Annotated in this window: 21 protein-coding genes; 7 read left to right on the top strand and 14 right to left on the bottom strand. The window is 57.6% G+C overall.

Translation table 11 applies throughout. The features are described from left to right. Positions 1-58: 58 nt before the first annotated feature. Positions 59-1,756: an adenine deaminase gene (gene ade / locus ABF979_RS01680; RefSeq protein WP_415557469.1), complete on the top strand. Its 1,698-nt coding sequence runs from the start codon at positions 59-61 to the stop codon at positions 1,754-1,756. A gap of 64 nt (positions 1,757-1,820) precedes the next feature. On the opposite strand, the gene ABF979_RS01675 is transcribed toward ade, so the two are convergent. Then, positions 1,821-2,021 (bottom strand): entericidin A/B family lipoprotein, encoded by a 201-nt coding sequence (locus tag ABF979_RS01675; RefSeq protein WP_046899903.1) that lies wholly within the window; start codon positions 2,019-2,021, stop codon positions 1,821-1,823. A 258-nt stretch (positions 2,022-2,279) separates the two neighbouring features. Here ABF979_RS01675 and ABF979_RS01670 point away from each other — a divergent pair, with 258 nt between their 5' ends. After that, entirely contained in the window at positions 2,280-3,353 is a 1,074-nt protein-coding gene (locus tag ABF979_RS01670; protein WP_415557468.1) for a glycosyltransferase, read from the top strand. Positions 3,354-3,380: 27 nt separating this feature from the next. Here ABF979_RS01670 and ABF979_RS01665 read toward each other — a convergent pair whose 3' ends face one another. Then, positions 3,381-4,220: a TPM domain-containing protein gene (locus ABF979_RS01665; protein ID WP_415557467.1), complete on the bottom strand. Its 840-nt coding sequence runs from the start codon at positions 4,218-4,220 to the stop codon at positions 3,381-3,383. Between the two features lie 23 nt (positions 4,221-4,243). Next, positions 4,244-4,837 (bottom strand): LemA family protein, encoded by a 594-nt coding sequence (locus ABF979_RS01660; RefSeq protein WP_046900877.1) that lies wholly within the window; start codon positions 4,835-4,837, stop codon positions 4,244-4,246. A 292-nt stretch (positions 4,838-5,129) separates the two neighbouring features. Here ABF979_RS01660 and gltX point away from each other — a divergent pair, with 292 nt between their 5' ends. Further along, complete coding sequence (gene gltX / locus ABF979_RS01655) at positions 5,130-6,464, top strand: glutamate--tRNA ligase (protein WP_415557466.1); 1,335 nt, start codon at positions 5,130-5,132, stop codon at positions 6,462-6,464. A 48-nt stretch (positions 6,465-6,512) separates the two neighbouring features. On the opposite strand, the gene ABF979_RS01650 is transcribed toward gltX, so the two are convergent. The 4 genes from ABF979_RS01650 to cysS are packed head-to-tail and all read right to left on the bottom strand — an operon-like array spanning position 6,513 to position 10,505. Beyond that, positions 6,513-7,382: an aldose 1-epimerase family protein gene (locus tag ABF979_RS01650; protein WP_415557465.1), complete on the bottom strand. Its 870-nt coding sequence runs from the start codon at positions 7,380-7,382 to the stop codon at positions 6,513-6,515. After that, complete coding sequence (locus tag ABF979_RS01645; protein WP_415557543.1) at positions 7,375-8,334, bottom strand: ion channel; 960 nt, start codon at positions 8,332-8,334, stop codon at positions 7,375-7,377. Before ABF979_RS01645 ends, ABF979_RS01650 begins: the two co-directional genes overlap by 8 nt. Before the next feature lie 31 nt (positions 8,335-8,365). Continuing rightward, positions 8,366-9,142 (bottom strand): RNA methyltransferase, encoded by a 777-nt coding sequence (locus tag ABF979_RS01640; protein WP_415557464.1) that lies wholly within the window; start codon positions 9,140-9,142, stop codon positions 8,366-8,368. A 4-nt stretch (positions 9,143-9,146) separates the two neighbouring features. Next, positions 9,147-10,505: a cysteine--tRNA ligase gene (cysS, locus tag ABF979_RS01635; protein ID WP_415557463.1), complete on the bottom strand. Its 1,359-nt coding sequence runs from the start codon at positions 10,503-10,505 to the stop codon at positions 9,147-9,149. 87 nt (positions 10,506-10,592) lie between these two features. On the opposite strand from cysS, the gene ABF979_RS01630 reads away from it, so the two are divergent. Further along, positions 10,593-11,975, top strand: a complete 1,383-nt coding sequence (locus ABF979_RS01630; protein ID WP_415557462.1) for an MATE family efflux transporter — start codon at positions 10,593-10,595, stop codon at positions 11,973-11,975. On the opposite strand, the gene ABF979_RS01625 is transcribed toward ABF979_RS01630, so the two are convergent. Together ABF979_RS01625 and ABF979_RS01620 are read right to left on the bottom strand one after the other, a co-directional pair. Further along, on the bottom strand, positions 11,938-13,182 hold the full coding sequence (locus tag ABF979_RS01625) for an MFS transporter (RefSeq protein WP_415557461.1): 1,245 nt from the start codon (positions 13,180-13,182) through the stop codon (positions 11,938-11,940). The two genes, ABF979_RS01630 and ABF979_RS01625, sit on opposite strands and share 38 nt — an antisense overlap. 57 nt (positions 13,183-13,239) lie before the next feature. Beyond that, on the bottom strand, positions 13,240-13,710 hold the full coding sequence (locus ABF979_RS01620) for a BON domain-containing protein (protein WP_202206444.1): 471 nt from the start codon (positions 13,708-13,710) through the stop codon (positions 13,240-13,242). Positions 13,711-14,057: 347 nt separating this feature from the next. Here ABF979_RS01620 and rpsD point away from each other — a divergent pair, with 347 nt between their 5' ends. From rpsD to ABF979_RS01605, 3 genes are all read left to right on the top strand, one after another. Continuing rightward, a complete protein-coding gene (gene rpsD / locus ABF979_RS01615) occupies positions 14,058-14,675 on the top strand; it encodes a 30S ribosomal protein S4 (protein ID WP_007282513.1) in 618 nt (205 codons plus the stop codon). A 118-nt stretch (positions 14,676-14,793) separates the two neighbouring features. Next, positions 14,794-16,341 (top strand): peptide chain release factor 3, encoded by a 1,548-nt coding sequence (locus ABF979_RS01610; RefSeq protein ID WP_415557460.1) that lies wholly within the window; start codon positions 14,794-14,796, stop codon positions 16,339-16,341. Between the two features lie 114 nt (positions 16,342-16,455). Then, positions 16,456-17,313, top strand: coding sequence for a PhzF family phenazine biosynthesis protein (locus tag ABF979_RS01605; RefSeq protein ID WP_415557459.1), 858 nt, complete (start codon positions 16,456-16,458; stop codon positions 17,311-17,313). Positions 17,314-17,316: 3 nt separating this feature from the next. Here the strand turns inward: ABF979_RS01605 and mtnK are convergent, their stop codons facing one another. The 5 genes from mtnK to alaS form a co-directional block, all read right to left on the bottom strand. Next, entirely contained in the window at positions 17,317-18,507 is a 1,191-nt protein-coding gene (gene mtnK, locus ABF979_RS01600; protein WP_415557458.1) for an S-methyl-5-thioribose kinase, read from the bottom strand. Continuing rightward, entirely contained in the window at positions 18,507-19,247 is a 741-nt protein-coding gene (locus ABF979_RS01595; RefSeq protein WP_415557457.1) for a hypothetical protein, read from the bottom strand. Before ABF979_RS01595 ends, mtnK begins: the two co-directional genes overlap by 1 nt. Positions 19,248-19,287: 40 nt before the next feature. Then, positions 19,288-20,151 carry an endonuclease/exonuclease/phosphatase family protein gene (locus tag ABF979_RS01590; RefSeq protein WP_415557542.1) on the bottom strand — a complete coding sequence of 288 codons (864 nt, stop codon included), beginning with the start codon at positions 20,149-20,151 and terminating at the stop codon, positions 19,288-19,290. Beyond that, a complete protein-coding gene (locus ABF979_RS01585; protein WP_415557456.1) occupies positions 20,148-20,831 on the bottom strand; it encodes a carbonic anhydrase in 684 nt (227 codons plus the stop codon). Before ABF979_RS01585 ends, ABF979_RS01590 begins: the two co-directional genes overlap by 4 nt. Positions 20,832-20,947: 116 nt before the next feature. Continuing rightward, entirely contained in the window at positions 20,948-23,587 is a 2,640-nt protein-coding gene (gene alaS, locus ABF979_RS01580; RefSeq protein ID WP_415557455.1) for an alanine--tRNA ligase, read from the bottom strand. Positions 23,588-23,628 lie beyond the last annotated feature (41 nt).

Below are 23,628 nucleotides of genomic sequence, written 5' to 3'. Positions count from 1 at the left end.
AGTGCGGGGGCCTCTGCGCGCTATAAGTGGTCATTGCTGACATTCGGAGGTTTCAGGCATGCAGAACGCAATCCAGCGCCGGGTGGCTCAGGGGCAGGGACGGGAACCAGCGGATCTGGTAGTTCGCAACGTCCGTCTTCTGGACCTCGTCACCGGCGAAATGGTCCCAACGGATATTGCGATCTGCGGGGACCGGATCGTGGGGACTTACGGCACCTACGAAGGCAAGCAGGAGATTGATGGACGTGGGCGGATTGCTGTCCCCGGTTTCATCGACACGCACCTTCACGTTGAGTCCTCTTTGGTCACGCCTTTTGAGTTCGATCGCTGCGTGCTGCCGCATGGCGTGACGACCGCCATCTGTGATCCCCATGAGATGGCCAATGTCCTTGGGCGATCAGCCTTCGACTATTTCCTGGCGGCCGCTGAGCGGACGGTCATGGATCTGCGGGTCAATCTGTCGAGCTGCGTTCCTGCAACACCTATGGAAACATCCGGGGCCACACTGGATGCAGCTGATCTTGTGGCCTACCGGGACCATCCCAAGGTGATCGGGCTGGCAGAATTCATGAATATCCCGGGTGTTCTGAACGGCGATCCGGGGTGTCTGGACAAGCTGGCTGCCTTTGCCGACGGACATATTGATGGTCATGCGCCGCTGATGCGCGGCAAGGCATTGAATGGCTATCTGGCCGCGGGCATTTCGACGGACCATGAAGCAACCGCAGCGGAAGAAGCACTGGAAAAAGTCCGCAAGGGCATGACCGTGCTGATCCGGGAAGGCTCCGTCTGCAAGGATTTGGAAGCTCTGGTTCCGCTGCTGAATGTTGCAACGTCGCCATTCTTTGCTTTCTGCACAGACGACCGTAATCCGCTTGAAATTGCTCATGAAGGACATCTGGACTTTCTAATCCGCCGTGCGATCGAACTGGGGGTTGAGCCGCTGGCAGCATATCGTGCAGCCTCACTTTCGGCTGCCAATGCCTTTGGTTTGCGGGACCGCGGTCAGATTGCTCCCGGCAAGCGTGCGGATGTTGTGCTTCTGGATAATCTGGAGGCCTGTCTGGTGTCGGATGTTATTTCTGCCGGGCGTTTGGTCACGGAGGCTCTGTTTGCTGAACGGGAGATTATTCCGCCAGTGGGGCTGGGCAGCGTGAAGCTTCCGGGTGCGGTTATCGCGTCAGATATGGAGATACGGGGCAGCGGAACAGATCGCCCGGTGATGGGGATCATTCCGGGGCAGATCATTACAGAATACCTGCGGCTCACGTTGCCGGAAGAGAACGGGCAGGTTCTGCCAGATGTACCGAATGATGTGGGCAAGGTCTGTGTCGTGGCGCGACATGGCCATAACGACAATATCGGCAGGGGTTTTGTGAAAGGGTTTGGCCTGAAGCACGGAGCACTGGCGTCATCTGTCGGGCATGACAGCCATAACATCTGCGTTGTGGGTACCAACGATGCGGATATGGCGACTGCTGTGAACCGGCTGGAAGCGACGGGCGGCGGATTTGTTGCCGTTCAGGATGGCAAGGTGCTGGCAGAATTGAAGCTACCTGTGGCTGGTCTGATGAGTGATGCCCCGTTCGAGCAGGTTCGTGACGAACTGATCGTGTTGCGGAAGGCCGCGAAGGACATGGGTGTTTCTCTGGAAGAGCCGTTTCTGCAACTGGCTTTCCTGCCTCTTCCTGTTATTCCGCATCTCAAGATCACAGATCTTGGAATGATTGATGTTCGGACAATGGAACTGGTCTGAAACGAAAAAGACCCGCTCCTGTGAGGGAGCGGGTCTTTCTTATCGAGCCTGAAGAAAAGGCTGATCAGTGGGTGGAAGCACCCGTCGCATTGGCAATACCCTGCTGTGCGCTGGTTGCCGCATGGGACGTTGCATGGCCAACAGCACTGACATCCTGGCCTGCGCCGCGCGTCGTGTTGCAGGCGGACAGGGACACTGCCGTCCCTGTGAGCAGGGCAGAGACCAGCATCAGGCGAGCGAATGTGGATTTACGGGTCTTGGTCATGCGGGCATGTCCTTCTGTTCTGTGTGTCAGTTCAGGGCTAAAAGCCTGTCATGTCAAAAAGTTGCGTTTTTAAGTGCTGACCCGCGCGGGCAGGAACGGAAAAAGGCCTGAGAAGTGTTAGAGAAATTTCGTTGGGCCAAAGCGATCTCCAGAGTGTTTCGCCGTAGCGTGGGGCATTCGTCAGAAAGATCAGTCCTGATTGTGGACTGCAATTTTCCAAGGCCTCTCCATGATTCTGGCTCGATGGATCTGGATGCGATGATCCACTCTCTGCTTCGGCTGGGATGCAGGGTCAGCTTTCTGGCGCTGGGAGAATATTTTCTGTCTTCAGAGCAGCGGGATGCAAGTGCTGCTGCGGTCTATCGATCCCTGGGGGTTAGGTGCCTGACACCTGGACATGACGCAGTGTCCCCCGGGTGGGACGGGGTTGACGACGCCCTGCGGCAGATCGGACCGGATATTGATGCTTGCATCCCATGCCGGGTTTGCTGTGGAGGTGCGGCATATGATCGGCTCCGCGCCGCGTTCCCCGCTGCCCGCACGATTTTCTACACGTGTGATCTGCATTTCTTGCGGGAGGAGCGGGCAGCCCGCCTGTCAGGCGATGCTGCTGCGCTCAAAGCTGCTGGAGTCACGCGGGATAATGAACTCGGGGTTATCCGCCGGGCTGATGCGACACTTGTGGTGTCCAGCTATGAGAAGGATCTTTTGAGGCAGGAACTTCCAGAGGCGCATGTGGTGCATCTGGCCTTTCCCAGACCATCCGCCGAAGGAGGGCGCTGGGAGGACCGCAAGAATATCGGCTTTATCGGCAATTTTGGACATCGGCCGAATGAAGATGCGGTGCGCTATTTCTTGGATCATGTCTGGCCGGATCTGTCTGCCAAAGTACCTGAGTGCAAGTTCCTGATTGTGGGAGCAGGTTCACCGGATTGGCTGATAGAACAGGCGCAAAACGATGCACGTCTGGTTGTGCTTGGGCATGTGCCGGATCTGACAGGCGTGTTGAAAACACTCAGGGTGACGGTTGCCCCGCTTCGGTATGGAGCAGGGACGAAAGGAAAAGTGCTGACCAGCCTGTCTCATGGCGTGCCGTGTGTCATGACATCCGTTGCGGCTGAAGGTTTTGGCTTTGGGCCGCAGTTGAGAGAGTTGGCTGTTGCGGATCTTCCGCAGGATATGGCGAATGCCATTGTCGCGCTTTACACGCAGGCCTCTCGATGGGAGGTCGTCGTTCGTCATGGGCGTGATCTGATATCGCAGCATCATACGCCCGAGAAACTTGATGCGGCTTTGGATCAGTTGTTGCGTATTGATGCAGCAGGCCGCTGATCCAAGAAAAACTTACAGAGGTGCCTTTTACCAGGAATCCTTCGCGCCGCCTCCGCCAGAATCTCCACCGCCGGATTTGTAGGAGTTTCGTTTCTTATCGCTGCCGGACGCGTTGGCGTTATTGCGCGAAGCGGCCGACAGAATATTGATCAGCAGGCTCAGGATGACGTCCCAGGGAATGCTAATCAGAAAACGGTCAAAGATTGAAAGTGGCAGGCCCTGAGCTTCGCGGCGTTGAGCGCGGACGGTAAAGCCAGAGCCAAGAGCAAACAGCACCATTCCTCCGACACCGAGTGCGAGATCAAATCCGTTGATGTTGAAGTCCGTATCGGATGTGGCCTGCTCCTCGTGAACCTGCGTCTCGCTTTTGCGCAAAATGTCGGCGATGGAATCCAGCATCCCGTTTAGCGCGGCGCCATAGTGGCCGGCTTTCAGGTCTGGCTGGGCAGCATGCAGGATATTGAATGTCTGAAGGTCCGTCAGATCGCCTTCAAACCCATACCCGACTTCGATGCGGGCCTGATTATCCGGAATATCCAGAACGATCAGAAGACCGTTGTCCTGCCCTTTTTGACCAATGCCGGAGGCATGGAACGTCTCATTCGCATACTGATCGATATCGTCCACATGGCCGGGAAGAACGATCAGAATGTGCGGGTGACTTGGGAGTGTTTGCCGAAGATCCGTCAGCTTCTGAATGAGCTGATCCTGTTCCTGCTCGGACAGGCTCTGATGCGGATCTGTGACGAGTTCGGTCAAGGGTGTGGTCGCGCCTGCCGCACCCGTCAGGGACAGGCACAGCAGGGCAGTCACGGCAAGGACCAGATGCAGGGTGCGCGTTAGAAGCAGGCGGGAAACAGTCGGCACGTTCATCCGGTCCTTCAGTCAAATCAATGCTTGGAGAAGTCTACGACTGGCGGCGTCTGTGCGGCTGGGGAAGCCTCGTAGTAGACGCGCTGATGGTAGCCCATGATTCCGGCGGCAAGGTTGCCCGGGAAGTGCATGACTGTCTGGTTATAAGCCAAAATGGCCTGCTGCAGACGCTGGCGTGCCACGGTGATGCGGTTCTGTGTGCCTTCAAGCTGAACCATCAGGCTCGTGAAGTTCTGATTGGCCTGTAGCTGCGGGGACTGTTCAGCCACAACGTTGATGGCCTTGATTTCCTGTGCGTTACGGGTCTGTGCGTCCAGGATTTTTTTCTGAAGGTCTTCATCGCTGACCGAGCGGGGATCAATGCGGTTCAGGGGCGTTTCACCCGAACGTGCCGCAGCGTAATCCGTCAGGGTGTCATGCTCGTGGGTGGCATAGCCTTTGACTGTGTTGACCAGATTGGGAATCAGGTCGGTCTGGCGCTGCACTTCGTTCTGAAGCTGACCCATCTGTTCCTTGACGTTCTGGTCCGCTCCCATGAAACGGTTATAGCTTGATCCCAGCAGGGCAATAATGCCGATTACCAGAATGGCAGGAATGAGAAGTTTTCTCATCAGGGGTCCTCTTAAATCAAAAAACGGATCATCACTCCGATCGCAGAAAAAAGCGTCAGTCGTGAGTGTCTGTTCTTCGCCTTTATACAACAGGATGGACTGAAGGAAAAAACGTTTCTTTTTAGTCCATGTTTGTGGGCCAAGTATTCCGGTTTCCCGTTATGTTATATCGGTAGAGTGGCCATGTTTTATTTGGCCGCCGGAGCGTCGAGAAACTGGAGAGTGTCGGGTGTTCTGAACACGATGCTTCATGCATCTGGCATGACGCGCAATCATGCGGCATTAAGGCGGCATGAAACTGCGCTTTGCCCCATCGCCAACCGGCTATCTCCATGTTGGTAACGCCCGTCAGGCCGTCGCCAACTTCCTGTTCGCCCGCCGCCATGGCGGCAAGTTCCTCCTGCGTATCGACGATACGGACGTCGCGCGCAGCAAGCCTGAATATGAGGACGCGATCCGTAAGGATCTGGCGTGGCTCGGTCTGGACTGGGATGAAGAGGCCCGTCAGTCCTCGCGGATGGAGCGGTATGCGGCGGCCATCGACAAACTGAAGGCGTCTGGTCGGCTCTATCCGTGTTTTGAGACCGAATACGAACTGAACGCCAAGCGCGAGATGCGCATCCGGGCTGGCAAGGCCCCGATCTATGATCGCGCTATGCTGAAACTGACGCCGGACCAGCGGGCCCGTGCCGAAGCCAATGGCAAGACGCCGCACTGGCGTTTCAAGCTGACGGATGGCAGCCGCAAGTGGCAGGATCTCGTCATGGACGATTGCTCCGTCAAGTTGACGGCGATTTCTGATCCGGTTCTGATCCGTGCAGATGGCACGATCCTCTACACGCTGGCGTCAGTCGTTGATGATCTGGAAATGGGCATCACGCATATCGTCCGCGGTGAAGACCATGTGACGAACACGGGTGTTCAGATCGACATCGCCGAAGCATTGGGTGCAAAGCCGGATCGCTTCACGTTCGCGCACCTGCCACTCTTGCTGGATTCCGATGGCGGGAAGCTGTCCAAGCGTTTCGATGCGCTGGGCCTGAAGTCGCTTCGTCAGGATGGGATCGAGCCGATGTCCATCGTGTCTTATCTGGCCCGCGTTGGGACGTCCGATGATCCGGAAGTCATGACGATGGAAGAGGCGATTGCGGCCTACGAGATCTCCCATGTTTCCAAGTCTGCGGCGCGGTTTGATATGCGCCAGCTTCTGGCTCTGAACCGCAAGGCTCTGCACAATCTGCCGTTCTCGGTGGCGAAGGAACATCTGCCGGCCGAGGCGACTGAAGAATTCTGGAATGCAGTGCGTGGCAATGTCGATCTGACGGCTGAAATCCCGCATTGGTGGGATGTGACGCAGGGCACGATTGTTCCGCCCTCACAGCCGGAAGACCGTGAGTTCCTGACGCAGGCGCTTGAAACGCTGCCTGCCGAGCCTTGGGGAGATGATACCTGGAAGGACTGGACGACAGCCCTGAAGGACAAGTCAGGCCGTAAGGGCAAGACCCTGTTCATGCCGCTCCGTCTGGCGCTGACGGGCGAGGATAATGGGCCAGAACTGCATGTTCTTCTGAGCCTGATGGGACACGCCCGGACGGTGTCACGTCTTCAGGACGCTATTGGCGCCTGAGTGATGAGTGGGAATGCCCGTTTGTCCGGGCATTCCCACTTCCGGGCGTCAGACGGGTTCGACGCTCCAGAAAGCTTCCCAGCTTTCGCCAGGCTGTAGATGCAGCAGGCCCGGCTTTTCCGAAAAATCGCCGCTGAATCCAACGGGTGTGGCGTAGCCATACCAAGGCTCGATGCACAGGAAACCGGCGCCTGGCTTGGTCCAGATTCCAAGATCCTTGAACCCGTCCCAGCGGACACGTAGGCCGCTTGCGTCCGGGCCTGTGAAATTGACAGCCTTGCTGCGGGCATCCAGCAGGATGATGGCATCAGCCTCGAACAGGCTGTCCTGCAACGGAAGAATCCGGTCATGGATTGGGGACGGGACTGCCTCCGGAAGCAGACCATCCGGGCTGATGCGCCGGATATGATCGGCTTCATTCGTGTCAAAGGTCAGGCGATGATTTTCGCGGCCCGTTTCTGGATTCAGGGGCCACATGAATGCCGGATGCACACCAAGGGACGCGTGTAGCGTGGCATCTTCGGACGGGTTGGTCAGAACATAGCCGACATGCAGGCCGGTTTCTTCCATTCGATAAATAAGATGCAGGCGGAAGGCAGCGGGAAAGAGTGCGCGGGTCTCGGGTGTGTCCTCCAGTTCCAGAACGCAGCCGGTTTCTGTCCGCTCAACCCAGTGGAAGAGCATGTCACGTGCGAAGCCATGCTGCTTCAGCGTGACTGGTTTTCCGTTGAGTGTCATGTTTTGCGGCGGTTTCCCGACGATGGGAAACAGAATGGGCGAGTGACGCTTCCAGGCGGGGCCAGCGGTCCAGAGCAGGTCCTGTCCTGAAGCCGTCCGTAAAGAGGTCAGCTCTGCGCCGTGAGCGGAAACCGTTGCCGTTAGGCCGTTTTTGCCGAAGCTGTGTTGAGTATCAGACATGGTGAGGGTGCCTTTCATGCGCTGTGGACGGATCAATCGGCTCGTGGTCGCCATGTTCAGTTGTATGGAACTGGGTGAAGTCGACCTCGACCCTGCCATCCGGGCGGTGATGGATCATGTCCGAGAAACGGTATCCGTGTTTCACATGGCCGATCTCGTAGGCATGTCGTGCGAAGAGTGTCTGGGAGGAGATTTCGTCTGTCCCATCCATCGTGATGATGATTTCCGCATTCTGGTCAATCAGGGTGTCTGCTGACAGGCCATAAAGCGGGCTGGTCTCATCAATCATGTGTGTGGCGTTCAGGCTGATCCGAAAAATCGGCATATGTGACTGGATCAGAGCCAATCGGTCAAAGCGGCGGACAAGCCGGCCATGATCGTCTGGCATCAGGCGCGTCAGGGTCATCTCGATGTTGGCCGACAGGATCAGTGTGCGCCGGCGGTTGGCAATGCGGATGGTTAATGTCGGGATCAGGTCATCATAGGACACGACGGCGACATGGCTGAACAGGATGCGGGCCCTGGGGCGGGAGAAGCGGGCGAAGACGAGCCCGGTTGCCAGCGCATTGAGCATCATCCCTGCGAGAACCTCAAAGGAAACAATGGTGTTGGTTAAGCGTCCTACGGGAGCCATCGTCCCGTATCCGACTGTTGAGATTGTCTGGACGCTGAAGAACACGTCATCCAGGAAATCCCCGTGCGGGACGCCGCTGACGCTACCGGGAATTATGTAATAGAGCGCTGCAAAGGCAACGTTGATCACCAGATATAAAAGGAGGGACGCCCAGAAGAACGTCCCCCATGTCATGGTCATCAGGTGATGGTAGAGGTCTCCGAAGGAGCCATCTTTCAGACCGGTACGGATAATGTCGCCCCGGCCGTTTTCTTCCAGGACGTGAGCGCGGATGCGGTTGGCCGTTTCCGCCACCAGCGCCTCAGGCCGTGGATGCATCCGGTGCCTGTGTCGCCAGTGGATCATGGCCTTACCGTCTTGCCTTTCTGGCGCTGACCAGTTCGCTGACCACGCCATGGAGCGTGCGCAGTTCCTGTTCGGTCACTTCGCCTCGTGTGAAGAAATGCCGCAGATTGCGGATCATGCCCGGTTTCTTCTGCTCGTTCCGCAGGAAGCCGCAGTCATCAAGTTCCCGCAGCAGATGGGACATGAAGTTTTCCAGCTCGCCCTTGGTGGCCACATGCGTCTCATTGGTCATGAGATCACGCGGAGGCGTCATGTCTTCGGTCAGATACCACTCATAGGCCATGACGAGCACGGCCTGTGCGAGGTTGAGGGACATGAACTTCGGATTGAGCGGATAACGGACCAGCGTATCGGCGCGGGCCATGTCTTCGACGTCGAGGCCCGCGCGTTCCGGGCCGAACAGGATGCCGGTGCGCAGGCCACGCGTAGAGGCCACACGGAGTTCTACTGCCGCTCCGCGTGCGGTCATGACCGGCTTCACGACATGACGGGGGCGGGGGCACGTGGCGAAAACGCGGTGCAGGTCAGCCACGGCCTCATCCACCGTCTCGAAAACCTGTGCGTTGTCGAGGATGCGATGGGCGCCAGAAGACGCAGGCCAGGCGCGTTCCTGCGGCCAGCCGTCCCGTGGGGCGACAAGGCGCAGGTGAAACAGGCCGCCATTTGCCATGGCGCGCGCGGTTGTGCCGACGTTTTCGGCTAACTGTGGGCGCACAAGAATGACAACGGGGTCAAATTCGCCGATCGGTTCCAGATCGGCGCCACCATCACGTCCGGTCATGAAATTATGCCTTCCGCCATGTGGTACCACCAGGGCCGTCTTCCAGCGTGATGCCGTCTGCGGCAAGCTGGTTCCGGATTTCATCCGCGCGGGCGAAGTTGCGGGCTTTGCGGGCTGCCAGACGTTCTTCGATCAGAGCTTCAATGGCGGACGCATCAACGCCTGAGCGGAACCATTCAGCCGGGGAAACCTGAAACAGACCAAGCTGTTTGCCAGCGGCCAGAAGACCGGATGCGGCTTCCTGATCGCCCTGCATGGCGGCGTCTGCCAGCGGGTGAAGGGCTGCGATGGCGAGCGGTGTATTCAGGTCATCGCACAGGGCATCGAGCACGGTCGTAGGAACGTTTGCCCCCTGTTGGGCATCACCGCGTTCAAGTGCCCGATAGAGGCGATCCAGAACGCGGCGGGCTTCTTCCAGCTTCTCCCACGTGAAATCCAGCGTCGAACGGTAATGCGCGCCCAGATACAGGAGGCGCAGTGGTTCAGCCGGGGATTTTTCCAGAACTTCACGGATGGTGAAGAAATTGCCCAAAGACTTGGACATCTTCTCTCCATTGGAGAGCAGCATGCCGTTATGGAGCCAGTGCGTGGCGAATTTGCTGCCCGGATAGCAGCACAGAGACTGCGCACGTTCGTTTTCATGGTGTGGGAAAAGCAGATCGTCGCCGCCGCCATGAATGTCGAAGCTGTCTCCCAGATACCGGTGAGACATGGCGGAGCATTCGATGTGCCAGCCGGGGCGACCACGGCCATAGGGGCTGTCCCAGCCGGGCTGATCCGGGGTGGACGGCTTCCAGAGCACGAAATCGCCGGGGTCACGTTTGTAGGGCGCCACTTCGACGCGGGCGCCAGCGATCATGTCATCCAGCGAGCGGCCGGAAAGTTCGCCATAAGACGGGAAGTTCCGGACAGCGAACAGAACGTGCCCTTCGGCTTCATATGCATGCCCGTTTTCGACCAAGCGCCCGATCATTGCCAGCATCTCACCAATATGGTGGGTCGCGCGGGGTTCGATATCCGGCGGCAGAATCCCGAGTGACGCCAAATCTTCATGAAAGGCTTCAGTCGTACGGGCGGTCAGGGCGGAGATGTCCTCACCGTTCTCCTTCGCGCGTGCTGTGATCTTGTCGTCCACGTCCGTAACGTTTCGGACGTAAGTGACGCATGGATACAGCACACGGAGCAGTCGGATCAGGATATCGGCGCCCATCATGGCGCGCAGATTGCCCAGATGCGCCCGGTCATAGACTGTGGGTCCACAGAAATAGACCCGCACATTCTGCGGATCGAGTGGTGTGAACAGTCGCTTTTCGCGCGCGTGGGTGTCGTGCAGACGGAGCACGTGAGGAACGGGATCGGCCATAGATGGGATCAATGCGCCAGCCACCGTTTTGGTGCAACAGGCTTTGTTACTCTTGTCTGTATGATCTTCACTGCGATAGTGAGGCTTATGTGTAGAACCTTCAAAGATCCGACTTCCTCACGCGGGCATGCTCTTGCCCTGCTGCGCGTGGCTCTTCCGCTTGCACTTTCCCAGCTTTCCGAAATGTCCATGGGCGTGACGGACACCATTCTTTTGGGTGGTCTGGGGGTTGCTGAAGTGGCCGTCGGTGGCCTAGCCAATACTTTTTTCTTCACCACCATGGTGACCTGCCAGACCATTCTGGGTGGAGCGGGCGTTCTTCTCTCCCATGGTCGTGGCGCGGAAGATCACGGCCGGGATTCTCATGACGGTCGCAGCGTCATGAGCGCTGCGTTCGTTCTGGCGCTCCTGATCTTCATCCCCTGTGCGTTGCTATTGTGGTTCGTGCAGCCATTGTTTGCGTGGCTGGCGGAACCGGAGGACGTGGTGACGCAGGGCAGCCACTTCATTCATATCCTTCTGCTGTCCCTGCTACCGGATCTGGCCGTGATCGGCGTGCTGCGTGTGGCTCTCCCATCGCTTGGTGCGGAGACGCTTCTGCTGTGGATCATGCCAGCTATGGCGATCTGCAATGGCATCACCAATGCGGCGCTCATTCATGGCTGGTTCGGATTGCCTGCGATGGGGATGTACGGCTCGGCCACGGCTACGACCCTGACGGGCTGGGCGATCAGTTTTGCCCTGACCGGATTGTGTCTGATGCATCCGCGAGTGCGGGCCGTTATGAAGCCAGCCCCTGTGCGCTGGCCTATCATGAAGGAGCTGTTGAAGCTCGGTTTGCCCATGATGATGGGAGCAGCGGCCGAAATTCTCATGTTTCAAATCACAAGCCTTCGGGCGGGGCAGCTTGGAACCCAAAGCCTTGCGGCCCATCAGGTTGCAGTTAACGTCAGTGCACTGCTGTTCATGGTGTGTCTGGCGATTGGTCAGGCCACCAATGTCCGCGTGGCGTACTGGCGTGGGTCTGGCCGGATGGATCAGAGCCGCAGGGCTGCCTGGACCGGGATCTGGGTAGTACTGGTCTGGTCCGTGCTGTCGTCAGCCTTGTTGCTGATCTGGCCAGAGAAGATCGTGAGCCTTTATTTCACGGGTCATGCCCCGGATCCGGCCACGGCTGCGCTGGTGATCACGCTGATGAAGATTGCCGGGATCTACCAGATTGTGGACGGACTTCAGGTTGTGTTCAGTGGCGCCCTGCGAGGCTGCGGTGATGCCGTGTGGCCGATGGTAATTGCTGTCACGAATTATGGCCTGATTGGCCTTGTCTTTGGGGGGTGGTTGGCCTTCCAGCAGCACTGGGGTGCGGAAGGCCTTTGGGTTGGCATGGCGGCAGCGCTCACGGTGAGTTCTGTCGCCTTGGGAGTTCGGCTGTTCAGCGTGATGCGGAAAGCCGAGCCTGTGCCATCGTAATCAGATAGGCCACGAACCCAGCTGCGGAGAGGAGCGCGGCGCCCCAGCCGATCGATCCCAGACCATGCCCTGAACTCACCAGATAGGCCCCGAGCCATGTGCCCGCAGCGTTGGCAATGTTGAAAGCCGAGTTGTTCAGGGATGCGGCAAGGGTTTGGGCATCTCCTGCAACTTCCATCAGATGCGTTTGAATGGCTGGGGAAATGCCGATCAGCGTTGCCGGGATCAGGAACGTGATCAGCAGCATGGCGACAGGGAATGGCAGGAGTAGCCAGAACCCGATCATGAACACGCAACTGGCAGCCAGAGAGAAAAGGATCGTCCGGTTGATATTCCGGTCCGCCATGGCTCCGCCAAACGAATTGCCAGCAACCATGCCGAGCCCCCAGACGATCTGATAAAGCGCAACGGCCCAGTCTGGGAGATGCGTTACGTCTGACAGGGCAGTAGTAAGGAATGTGTACACTGCAAAGAGGCCACCAAAGCCGATGGCGCTTGTCAGAAGCGTCAGGAGCACCTGAGGCCGTTTGAAAGCGCTAAGTTCAGCCAGCGCATTTGCGTCTGGATGGGGTTTGTCGCGTGGGGCGAAGTACCAGAGTGCCAGGAAGCAGAGCAGTCCGAGCACCGATATGACGCCATAGGCCACGCGCCAGCCAAGATGATTGGCGGCGTAAGTGGATAAAGGTGATCCCACGACTGTGGAGATCATGATGCCTGAGAGAACACGCCCTACGGCCCGACCGCGCCTTGCGCGCTCAACCATGGACGCACCAACAAGAGCCGAAACACCAAAGAAGGCACCATGAGGAAGCCCAGTGATGAAGCGCATGACTTCAATGTCGAGCAGGTTCGGCATCAGGATCGTGCCGATATTCCCCACAAGGAACAGCACAAGCATGGCCAGCAGGAGTGTGCGACGGGGGAGTTTTGCACCAGCAACCGCAATGAGGGGTGCTCCGACCACGACACCCAGCGCATAAGCTGAAATGACGGAACTGGCGCGGGAAATGGAAATACCAAGGGAATGGGAGAATTCGGGCAGAAGGCCCATCATGGCGAATTCGCCAGTCCCAATCGTAAATGTCGCCAGCATGAGAGCAAACATGGCTGGCTCGACACCGTGGGGTGGACGCACCCGCTCGACATCGACTGGTTCGATTAATTCCATAAGGAAAAGGTCCGGAATAGGGGGAAACCCACCTACCATCCGGACCCTGAAAAGCTAGCCGGACACATTCACATGGAAGCGTCCGGGCCGGTCAGCTCAATTCTCCGTTGGCAGGCGAATTGTCTGGCCCGGATAAATGTCATCCTTGCTCGTGACAAGCGGTTGATTTGCATCAAGCAGCTCATCGCCAGAAATATCTTCCGGGAGCTTCTCAGCCACCTCATCAAGGTTCTGACTTGTCTTGATTTCGAGGAACTTCGGATCAGGCGTACCGGGGGGCACCTGGATTTCCGCTTCGACAGCAGCCACGCCTGCGACGTTGCCCGCCGTGAGGATCATCTGGTCACGGGCTTTGGCGGAATCGGCCTTGCCACGCAGATAGATCGTGCGGTCATCAATCACGAGATGCGACATGTGCATCTGCGCGAGGCCGAATCTCTTGAAGGCGCGCTTGATGGCGCTCTCGCCTGGCTTGGGCGGGGGCGGTGAATCCAGAGACTGGATCAGCCCTTCGAGGGAACCCTCGGCAATGCGGCCAGCCTTGGGATTGAAGCGATAGATTTTCATGGGCAAACTCAAAAAGACATGGCTCCCGGATTCAGGGGGAGTACCAGACCGTTAGCGCAAATCCCTAGGGAAGGGTTGCGCGCTTTATAGGCCTCCGATGTGAGAAAATAACAAGGGTCAGAATCGTCCTTTCATTGACATGGGAGAGTGAGACCTGTTAGGCGCGGGTCCACTGCCGGAAACGTGGACGTACCGGCCGGACCAATAAAGCGGGTTTCTGTACCCCGCAGGCTCCGGTTTTTGGGTGCGCGCCCGTCTTTCCCAATTCGGGGAGAGGCCTACCGGTGCAACAAAACGGCTCGCCATGCAGCATGGGGCGGGCCTGATGTATGAACAGGGGTTAACCCATGTCAAAGCGTCTTGAGAGCAAGTACAAGATCAATCGCCGTCTCGGCGTAAACCTTTGGGGCCGTGCAAAGTCCCCTGTGAACCGTCGTGAATACGGTCCGGGTCAGCATGGTCAGCGTCGTAAGCAGAAGCCTTCTGACTTCTCCATCCAGCTGATGGCCAAGCAGAAGCTCAAGGGCTACTACGGCAACATCAGCGAGAAGCAGTTCCGCAAGTATTATGACGAAGCCGTCCGTCGCAAGGGCGATACGTCCGAGAACCTGATCGGTCTGCTCGAGCGTCGTCTGGACGCCGTTGTGTACCGTCTGAAGTTCGCGATCACGCCGTTCGCAGCACGTCAGTTCATCAGCCATGGCCACGTTACGGTCAACGGCAAGAAGGTGAACATCCCGTCCTACCTCGTGAAGGAAGGCGACGTCATCGAAGTGCGCGAGAAGTCCAAGCACCTCGCCATCGTTCTCGACTCCGTGCAGACGGGCGAGCGCGACACGCCGGAATACGTTGAAGTCGATCACCGCCAGATGAAGGGTACGTTCCTGCGTACGCCGGTTCTCTCTGACGTGCCGTATCCGGTGCAGATGGAACCGAACCTGGTCGTCGAGTTCTACTCCCGCTAATTCCGATCCCGGGTCTTCGGGCCCGGATCAGCAAGCGACCGGAAAACGCCGGGCGGGTCATCCCGTCCGGCGTTTCTCATTTTAAAGCCCCCGGCTTCCAGTCTCTCCCGGAGTCTCCATGTCCGAAGCTCTCAGCGCCGAAATCAACCGCGAGATCGCCCGTCGGCGGACTTTCGCCATCATCTCCCATCCGGATGCCGGTAAGACGACCCTGACCGAGCGTATTCTTCGGGCTGGTGGTGCCATTCAGCTTGCCGGAAACGTGCGCGCCAAAGGTGAGCGCCGCCGTACCAAGTCTGACTGGATGGGTATTGAGCGCGATCGTGGCATTTCCGTTGTGACGTCGGTCATGACGTTTGAATACGGTGACTGCGTTTTCAACCTGCTTGATACGCCGGGCCATGAAGACTTCTCCGAAGACACCTATCGTACCCTGACGGCTGTGGACTGTGCGGTCATGGTGATTGACGCCGCGAAGGGTATCGAAGACCGAACGCGCAAGCTCTTCGAAATCTGCCGCCTTCGCGATATTCCGATTATCACGTTCATCAACAAGATGGACCGTGAGGCGCAGGATTGCTTTGCGCTTCTGGACGAGATTTCCAACTCTCTGGCCCTGGACGTTTCGCCTGCTACGTGGCCGATCGGCCGTGCTGCGACGTTTATCGGTACGTTCGATATTCGTACGCGTGAGGTTCACACCAAGGACCCGGTGGACGAAGCCGATCCGCGGATGGTGCAGCTTCGGGAAGACCTTGAGTTGGTGGAAGCCGCTCTGCCTGAATTCGACCGTGAGTCTTTTGATGCCGGGCATTTGTCTCCGGTGTTCTTTGGCTCGGCCATGAAAGAAATCGGTGTGACCGATCTTCTGGATGCACTTGTTGCTTACGGTCCGGCTCCGCGTGCCCAGCCGACAGAAACCCGTGAAGTTCAGGCCAGTGAACAGCAGGTGACGGCGCTGATTTTCAAGATTCAGGCCAACATGGATCCGAACCATCGCGATCGTATGGCTTTCGCTCGTGTGTGTTCGGGACGTCTGACGCGCGGGATGCGCCTGAAGCATGTGCGGACTGGCAAACAGTTTGCCCTTCATACGCCGCAGTTCTTCTTTGCGCGTGATCGCCAGTTGGCTGAAGAAGCCTTTGGCGGGGATGTGGTTGGCATTCCGAACCATGGTACATTGCGTATTGGCGATACGCTAAGCGAGAGCGAAGAGCTGCGCTTCACGGGGGTACCACACTTCGCGCCTGAAATTCTGCGTCGTGTTCGTCTTGATGATGCCATGAAGGCCAAGAAGCTGCGGCAGGCGCTGGTGGAACTGGCTGAGGAAGGCGTTGTGCAGCTTTTCCGTCCGCAGGATGGCCTGCCGCCAATTGTCGGCGTGGTGGGAACGCTACAGCTGGATGTGCTTCAGTCTCGGCTGAAAGGTGAGTACAGCGTGTCCATCGGGTTTGAGAGCACACCGTTTACATTGGCGCGCTGGATCACGGGTAGCCGTGAAAAAATCGAGGCGTTCATGATGATGAATCGCTCATCCATGGCGGACGATCTGGATGGGGACCCGGTTTTTCTCGCCAGTTCCTCTTTCATGATGCGTCGTACCATCGAAATGAACCCCGATCTGGCATTTCATGACATCAAACAGATCGGTCTGGCGCCGGTCTGATTTTCAAACCTCGCTCCTGCACAGGGAGCGAGGTTTTTTTATCGTGATTGTCGCACGTGGTTTCTGTGCCTAGTCTCCTTGCTTAAGCAAAATGAAAAGAGTGAGGCTGCGGCCATGTTGCATGAAAATCTGTCGGATTGTTCGGGAAAATTCTCTTTTCGACAGGTTGATGTTTTTTCGTCTCGCCCCCTCAAAGGTAATCCGTTGGCTGTTGTTCTGGAGGCCGATGGCTTTCCGGAACAGAAGATGGGAGCTTTTGCCAACTGGATGAATCTGAGCGAAACGAGCTTTCTGCTTCGGCCCATAAATCCGCAGGCTGACTATCGTGTCCGGATCTTCACGCCATCTGGCGAATTGCCATTTGCAGGGCATCCAACGTTGGGGAGCTGTCATGCCTGGCTGACTTCCACCGCCCCGCCAGAAGGGCGGGATATCGTTCAGGAGTGCGGTGCGGGGCTGGTCAGGATTCGGCGAGATAGCGGTAGACTTGCTTTCGCGGGGCCGCCCCTTATTCGAACGGGTGCCGTTGAAGAGGATGTACTGGCGCGTATCAAGTTGGGTCTTGGAGTGTCGGATGCCGATATTGTTGCCGCGCAGTGGGTGGATAACGGTCCCGGATGGCTTGCTCTTCTTCTGAAAAGCCACACGACAGCACTGGCGCTGAAACCGGATTTTGCAATGATTGCGGGTATTCGTGTGGGTATCGTTGTGCCTGTACAGGCCGGCGATACTGACTTCGAGGTTCGAGCGTTTTCTGCCGCCGGCTTTGAAGACCCGGTCACGGGAAGCCTGAATGCTGGTATCGCGCAGTGGCTCATCAAGAGTGGAATTGCGCCGTCTTCTTATACGGCGCGGCAGGGAACGGTTTTAGGGCGGGAGGGGACGGTGTACGTCACCCAGGATGGCAATGATATTTGGATTGGCGGGCATGTTGTGACCTGCATCGAAGGTCAGTTGTCTCTGGAGGAATGACCCTTATGTAAGTTTCAGAAGGGCCAGAAGATCGTCTGGCGCTGTTACGCTTGGTGCTTCACAGATGAGGCGCCGACCGGCCTGAAGAGCTTTACGACGCGCCTCCGTACGGCTTTCTGGCGTGGAGCAAAGCGTATAATCCGCGACTTGAGCGAACCCGATAGTCCGGCGGATCATTTCGAGACCACAGAAACCGGCTGTGTCCCGTAGAATGTTCGTCAGGAAATCTTCAAGCATCTCTTCGCGCTGAGTATCGTCTGATAACGCCCAGACGTCTCCGCCACCCGTTTTCAGCAGAGCGCGGAGTTCATTTTTAAAGCTGCTCCAGAACGCGATGATCTCGGTTCTAATGAAATCCTGCTTGTGTGGCGCGGCGCAGGCGTGAAGGGCCAGATTGCCCAGATAAAGTCCGCAATCGAAGCCGACTGGGCCCATCGTGGCGAACTCGCCGTCAATCACGCGGACATCATCGCGATGCAACATGATGGAGCCTGTGTGGAGGTCTCCATGCAAAAGGGCTTGTCTTGCCGTCAGAAAGCGATCCTGAAGTGTGCCGACTGCACGGTGAAGGAGCTTATCAGCCTGCAGGGCTTGTACATCTGGCAGAAGAGCTATTTCGGGCTCCGGGTTGCGGGAGCAAGGGCGGAATGGGTCGGTGAGGATCAGATCGACAGTGATGCGGGTGAGGGCCGTGTTGCCCGAAAACTCCTCCAGGAGTTTTGAGCCGACTTCAAAGGGGCGACTGATCCAACTCGTTGCATGTACGCCCCGGGCGACATACTGGCCTATGGTGGCCGAAAAACCGGGTTGCGCGTCATCGCGGATCAGGGCAGAGCGCAGGACCTCATGTGGCGTCAGGCATTCCATGACGAGCAGGAACATCTCATCATCGTAGAAATACAGCTCTGGCGCGGCCGGGCGAACCGCGTCTGCCGTCGCGCGCATATAACGGGCTTCATACAGCGCACGTTCCAGAGGCATAGGCCATTCTGGTGCCACGCGAACATGAGGCAGAGCCTGCTTGCAGCAAAGCTGCCCATCCGGACCGGCCACAATAAAAACCGTGTTCAGATTACCGTCGCTGACTTCGCGGATCGTCCAGTCTGCCGGGTTTCCACCAAGGCGAGATGCAAGATCGGCATGCTCTGTCAGCCAGTGTCGAAGGCTGGAAGTATCGAGAGTGAAATACGGCATCAGGACAGTTCCAGCAGAGCGGCCAGGGTCGGGACCATTGGGCCTTCAGGTATGTGGTCTGGGCGGATCAGGTGCAGCGCGCCGTATTCGGCGTTGCCCTGTTCGCGGCATCGCTTCTGAAGGTCCTCAAAAGTCAGGGAGACGTCAATGCGCATCCCGATATCCACGATATGGGATGAGGGATGCTCACAGGCCAAAAGGGACGGTCCAACCCTGCATTCCGCTGGAACGAGCCCAAGTTCTTCTTCAAATTCCGCCAGAAGCTGCGCGGCGAGATCTATGGTGCTTTCCTGTGCGCGGCTTTCAACATTTCCTGCTGGAGCGCCCTGCCAATATCCAGGAAGATAGATCGAAGTCTCTGCGCGTCTGCCAATGACAATGCCGTCTTGCGTAAACATCAACCCCACAACGGCCAGTGGGCGCAGGATGTGCGCTCCATAAACGTCTGGTTCTTTCATCTGTGCAAGAACGCGACGGTATTCGGACCAGTGGCCGTGAATGCGGGCTGGGGTGATTTCATCGGCACAGAAGACGCGGCCATTGTAGAGGTTGGGATAAGCCGAAAGTGCCTTGGCCCAGACGCGCGAGACAGCCTCTTCCTGCTCAGTCGTCAGGGGAGGGAGAGGGCGGTCAGCCGACACCCGCACATCTGGCTGAAGTGGTGTGATGGGCCAGGATAGGGACTGCGGCATGTTGGAACCTTGAACGATAGACGGGAAGCACATGTCTTCATGAGGCATAATTCCTTTCTGGAAAACACTTTCCCCGATGTCGCTTCGCTCAAGGCAGATGCAGGCGCACAGAAACGGGACAGTGGTCAGACAATCCTTCCGGCGCACTATCGTTTTGATAGGTCATAACCCGCAGACTCTCCGGGACGAGCCAACTGCGGGCTTCGTTACCAAGGAGGATGTGGTCGATGAAGTACTCTCCATTCCAGCAGGGACTGGCTTTGCCTGCTGTGGTGAGAAGAACGGGCGCATCATGCTCGATCTGCTGCATGAGTGGGTCGTGCATGGTCAGGCGGCGGTTGAAGTCACCGAGAACAGCATAGGGTTCTCCTTCGTCCTGACGCTCTGCAATCCAGTCTTCCAGGACTTGGAACTGTTGATACAGGGTCGGGCAGGAATGTTTGCGCTGAGTGAGAGGCTGATCCCAGCAGCCGGTTTTCAGATGCACAACCAGAATACGGAGATGGCTTTTCCCGTCTGATACCGTGACATCAAGTCCGGTTCTCAGATGGTGGGGCGCATCGGGAGCGGTAACATCCAGGGCTGAGAGTTCTTCATTCACCGTCACGTTCAGCGGGCGTCTGACGGCTAGGCCGACACGCTGGATAACGGGCGCGTTGGACAGAATGATCTGGTAGGTTTGGGGATCGAAGACCTGCGCTGCAGGTTCGGGGCCGTCCACTTCCTGAAAAGCAATGAGGTCTGCGTTCAGGTGGGTCGCGTATTGGTGCAGCCGAATGAAGTCGCTGGGTTTACGACCATGAACATCGTCGGGGAGTACTGGATCTCCCGTCTGGCGAAGGGAGAGCCAGTCCAGATTCCAGGTTGAGAGCTTGATGTCTCTGGCCTGGGCTGGAAAAGCCTCGCCGCATAGAAAACATGCGGCGAGGGTTAGTGTGCAAAGAAACCTCAGACGGCTTCTTTCTGTGTTGCGCCCATTTCCGAAAGAACGCTTTCGATGGAGCAGGTCGTGCGGGTTTTCTCATCCAGAATGAGAATTTCACCCTTCGGAATGTCGTAGAACCAGCCCTGCAGGGTCAGTGTGCCCTGAGAGAGGGCGCGAACGACCGCGGGATGGGTTCTCAGGTGAGCAAGCTGAAGCAGGACGTTGTATTCTGCCAGCTGGCGGATGTCCGCCGGGCCAGCATCGTCTGCTTTCAGATCACCCATAGCCGCGCGTGCTGCTTCTGCGTTGCGCAGCCAGCTGCGAACAGTTGGAAGAGCGTCCAGCTTCGGCGCGTTCAGGTCCAGCAGGGCGTTCATGGCGCCGCAGTTTGAGTGGCCGCAGATGACGACGTTCTTCACCTTGAGTGCCGCAACGGCGTACTCGATGGCAGAAGACACGCCACCCAGCATCTCACCGTAAGCCGGCACGATGTTGCCAACATTCCGGACAATGAACAGCTCACCCGGTTCAGTCTGGGTGATGAGGCTCGGGCTGATCCGACTGTCGGCGCAGGTGATGAACAGCGTGGAAGGAGACTGGCTGGAGGCCAGGCTCTCAAAAAGCTCCGCACTGTCAGGATAGACGTCCGTCTCGAATGTACGGACACCGCTCAGCAGTTTTGCCAGAGTATCACGACCACAGGCCATGGTGTTCTCCTTTTTATAAACTAGTGAGCAGTTAGGAGGCTTTGTCAGGGCAGGTAAAGCAGTAAAACGGTAGTCTCATGATTTGTTACTGCCCTGACATCTGTTGTCGTTACGGTTTATGACGCAGCAAGGTGCTCGCGCAGCTTTGCAAAGACTTCATCTGCATTTGCATTGGGGCCACCAGCCTGCGCCATATCTGGCCGTCCGCCGCCACCTTTTCCTCCCATGACTTCAGATGCTGCACGGACAAGCGTGACAGCATTCAGTCGGTCTTTGAGGTCTGGTGTGACGGAAATCACGATGCTGCCCCGGCCATCGGCTTCCGAAATAAGAGCAACAACGCCAGATTCGATCTGCTTGGAGATGCTGTCCGCCAGGCTTTTGAGTTCCTTGGGGCTGACGTCTCCCAGATTGCGAGCTGAAAGTGTGATGCCGTTGATAGTTTCGGTTGCAGCCGTACCTTCACCTGTAGCCAGTTTCCGCTGCAATTCTGAAATCTGGCTGTTGAGCGATTTACGCTCTTCCAACAGAGCCGAGACCCGTGTGACGGCATCAGAAACAGGAACCTTCAGAAGATCGGCGATCTGCTTCAGGCGGCTTTCAGTTTCAAGTGCCAGATTTTCTGCGGCAATTCCGCAGACGGCTTCAATACGACGAACGCCCGCAGACACACCGCTTTCTGATACGATCCGGAACGGGCCAATTTCTCCCACGCGACCAACATGCGTGCCACCACAAAGTTCGATAGAGTAGGCGGGACGGCCTTCCTCTCCGACGCCCATGGAAACAACGCGCACTTCGTCGCCGTATTTTTCACCGAAGAGCGCCATTGCACCCTCGGCAACAGCCTGTTCCTGCGTCATGAGGCGCGTTTCGACGGGCGCATTTTCACGGATACGGGCGTTTACTTCGGCCTCAACAGCCTGAAGTTCTGCGTCCGTCAGCGGGCGAGGCTGGCTGATGTCGAAGCGTAGGCGTTCAGGGGCGTTCAGGCTGCCCTTTTGAGTAACGTGCGTGCCGATCTGGCGACGCAGGGCCTCATGCAGAAGATGCGTTGCTGAGTGATGGCCACGGACGGCCGTACGGCGACCATGGTCGATCTCTGCATGAACGGCCATGCCAGGCTTCAGTGTGCCTTCGACAACCTTGCCGTAGTGGACGATCAGATCGCCGTTGCGCTTCTGGGTGTCCGTGATTTGCACCCGCAGACCGTTCGCTGTGAGTGTGCCGTGATCGCCAACCTGACCGCCGCTTTCGCCATAGAACGGTGTCTGGTTCAGCAGGATGGCAATAATGTCATCGCCAGCGGGCGCTTCGGCGAGTTCGTCGTTTCCACGGAAAATGCCCTGCACTTCTGCATCGGCTTTTTCAGATACATAACCCAGGAATTCGCTGGGGCCATGCTTGTCGCGCGCGTCGAACCAGACGGTCTCGGCTGCCGTATCGCCGGAGCCGACCCACGCAGCGCGAGCACGCTTGCGCTGTTCAGCCATGGCTGTTTCGAAGCCGGATTCATCGACAGTGCGACCCTGCTCTCGCAGGGCGTCCTGCGTCAGATCGAGCGGGAAGCCAAAAGTGTCATACAGCTTGAAGGCAACATCGCCCGGAAGAGCCTGGTTGTCTCCGAGGTTACTGACTTCATCGGACAGAAGGGTCAGGCCACGTTCCAGAAGGGCTGTGAAGCGCTCTTCTTCACCCTTCATCGTTTCAGTGATGAGGGCCTGATGCTGCACGAGTTCCGGATAGGCTGCGCCCATTTGCTGGATCAGGGCAGGAAGCAGACGGTAGAAAACTGGTTCCTTGGCGCCCATGATGTGCAGATGGCGCATGGCGCGGCGCATGATACGACGCAGGACATAGCCCCGGCCTTCCTTGGACGGGAGAACGCCGTCAGCGATCAGGAAGGCCGTGGAGCGGAGATGATCCGCCACCACGCGATGGCTGGATTTGAACTGTCCGTCTGCATCCTGATGCATGACGTCAGCAGAGGACTCAATGAGCGCGCGCATTGTATCTGTGTCGTAGTTGTCGCGCTTGCCCTGCATGATTGCAGCGAAACGCTCCAGGCCCATGCCCGTATCGATCGAAGGACGCGGCAGATTGTCGCGGGAACCATCGGCCTGATCCAGGAACTGCATGAACACGAGGTTCCAGATCTCGACGAAGCGGTCCCCATCTTCGTCCGGGCTGCCTGGAGGGCCACCAAAAACACTGTCGCCGTGATCGTAGAAGATTTCGGAGCAGGGGCCGCACGGGCCGGTGTCGCCCATCCGCCAGAAGTTGTCGGACGTACCAATGCGGATGATGCGATCATCGCTCAGGCCGGCGACTTTTTTCCAGAGATCTGCGGCTTCTTCATCTTCAGCGTAAACCGTGGCGAGAAGCTTTTCCTTGGGGAGGCCAAAGTCTCTCGTGAGCAGGTTCCAAGCGAACTCAATGGCTTCGGCTTTGAAATAATCACCGAAGCTGAAGTTGCCCATCATCTCGAAGAATGTGTGATGGCGCGCGGTGTAACCGACGTTGTCGAGATCGTTATGCTTGCCGCCTGCGCGGACAACCTTCTGAGCGGTTGTGGCGCGGGAGTAAGGGCGCGTTTCCTGGCCGGTAAAAACGTTCTTGAAGGGAACCATGCCAGCGTTCGTAAACAGCAGGGTGGGGTCGTTCTGCGGTACGAGGGGCGCTGAAGGAACAATGCGATGGCCGTTCGACCCGAAATATTCGAGGAAGGCTGAGCGGATGTCGTTTGTGCTGGTCATGGGATGAAGCGTCAGATTCCGGAGAAAACGGGAAAAACCAG

The sequence above is a fragment of the Gluconobacter sp. genome (assembly GCF_047723935.1).
Classification (GTDB): Bacteria; Pseudomonadota; Alphaproteobacteria; order Acetobacterales; family Acetobacteraceae; genus Gluconobacter.
This window is presented reverse-complemented; position numbering and strand designations above follow the sequence as displayed.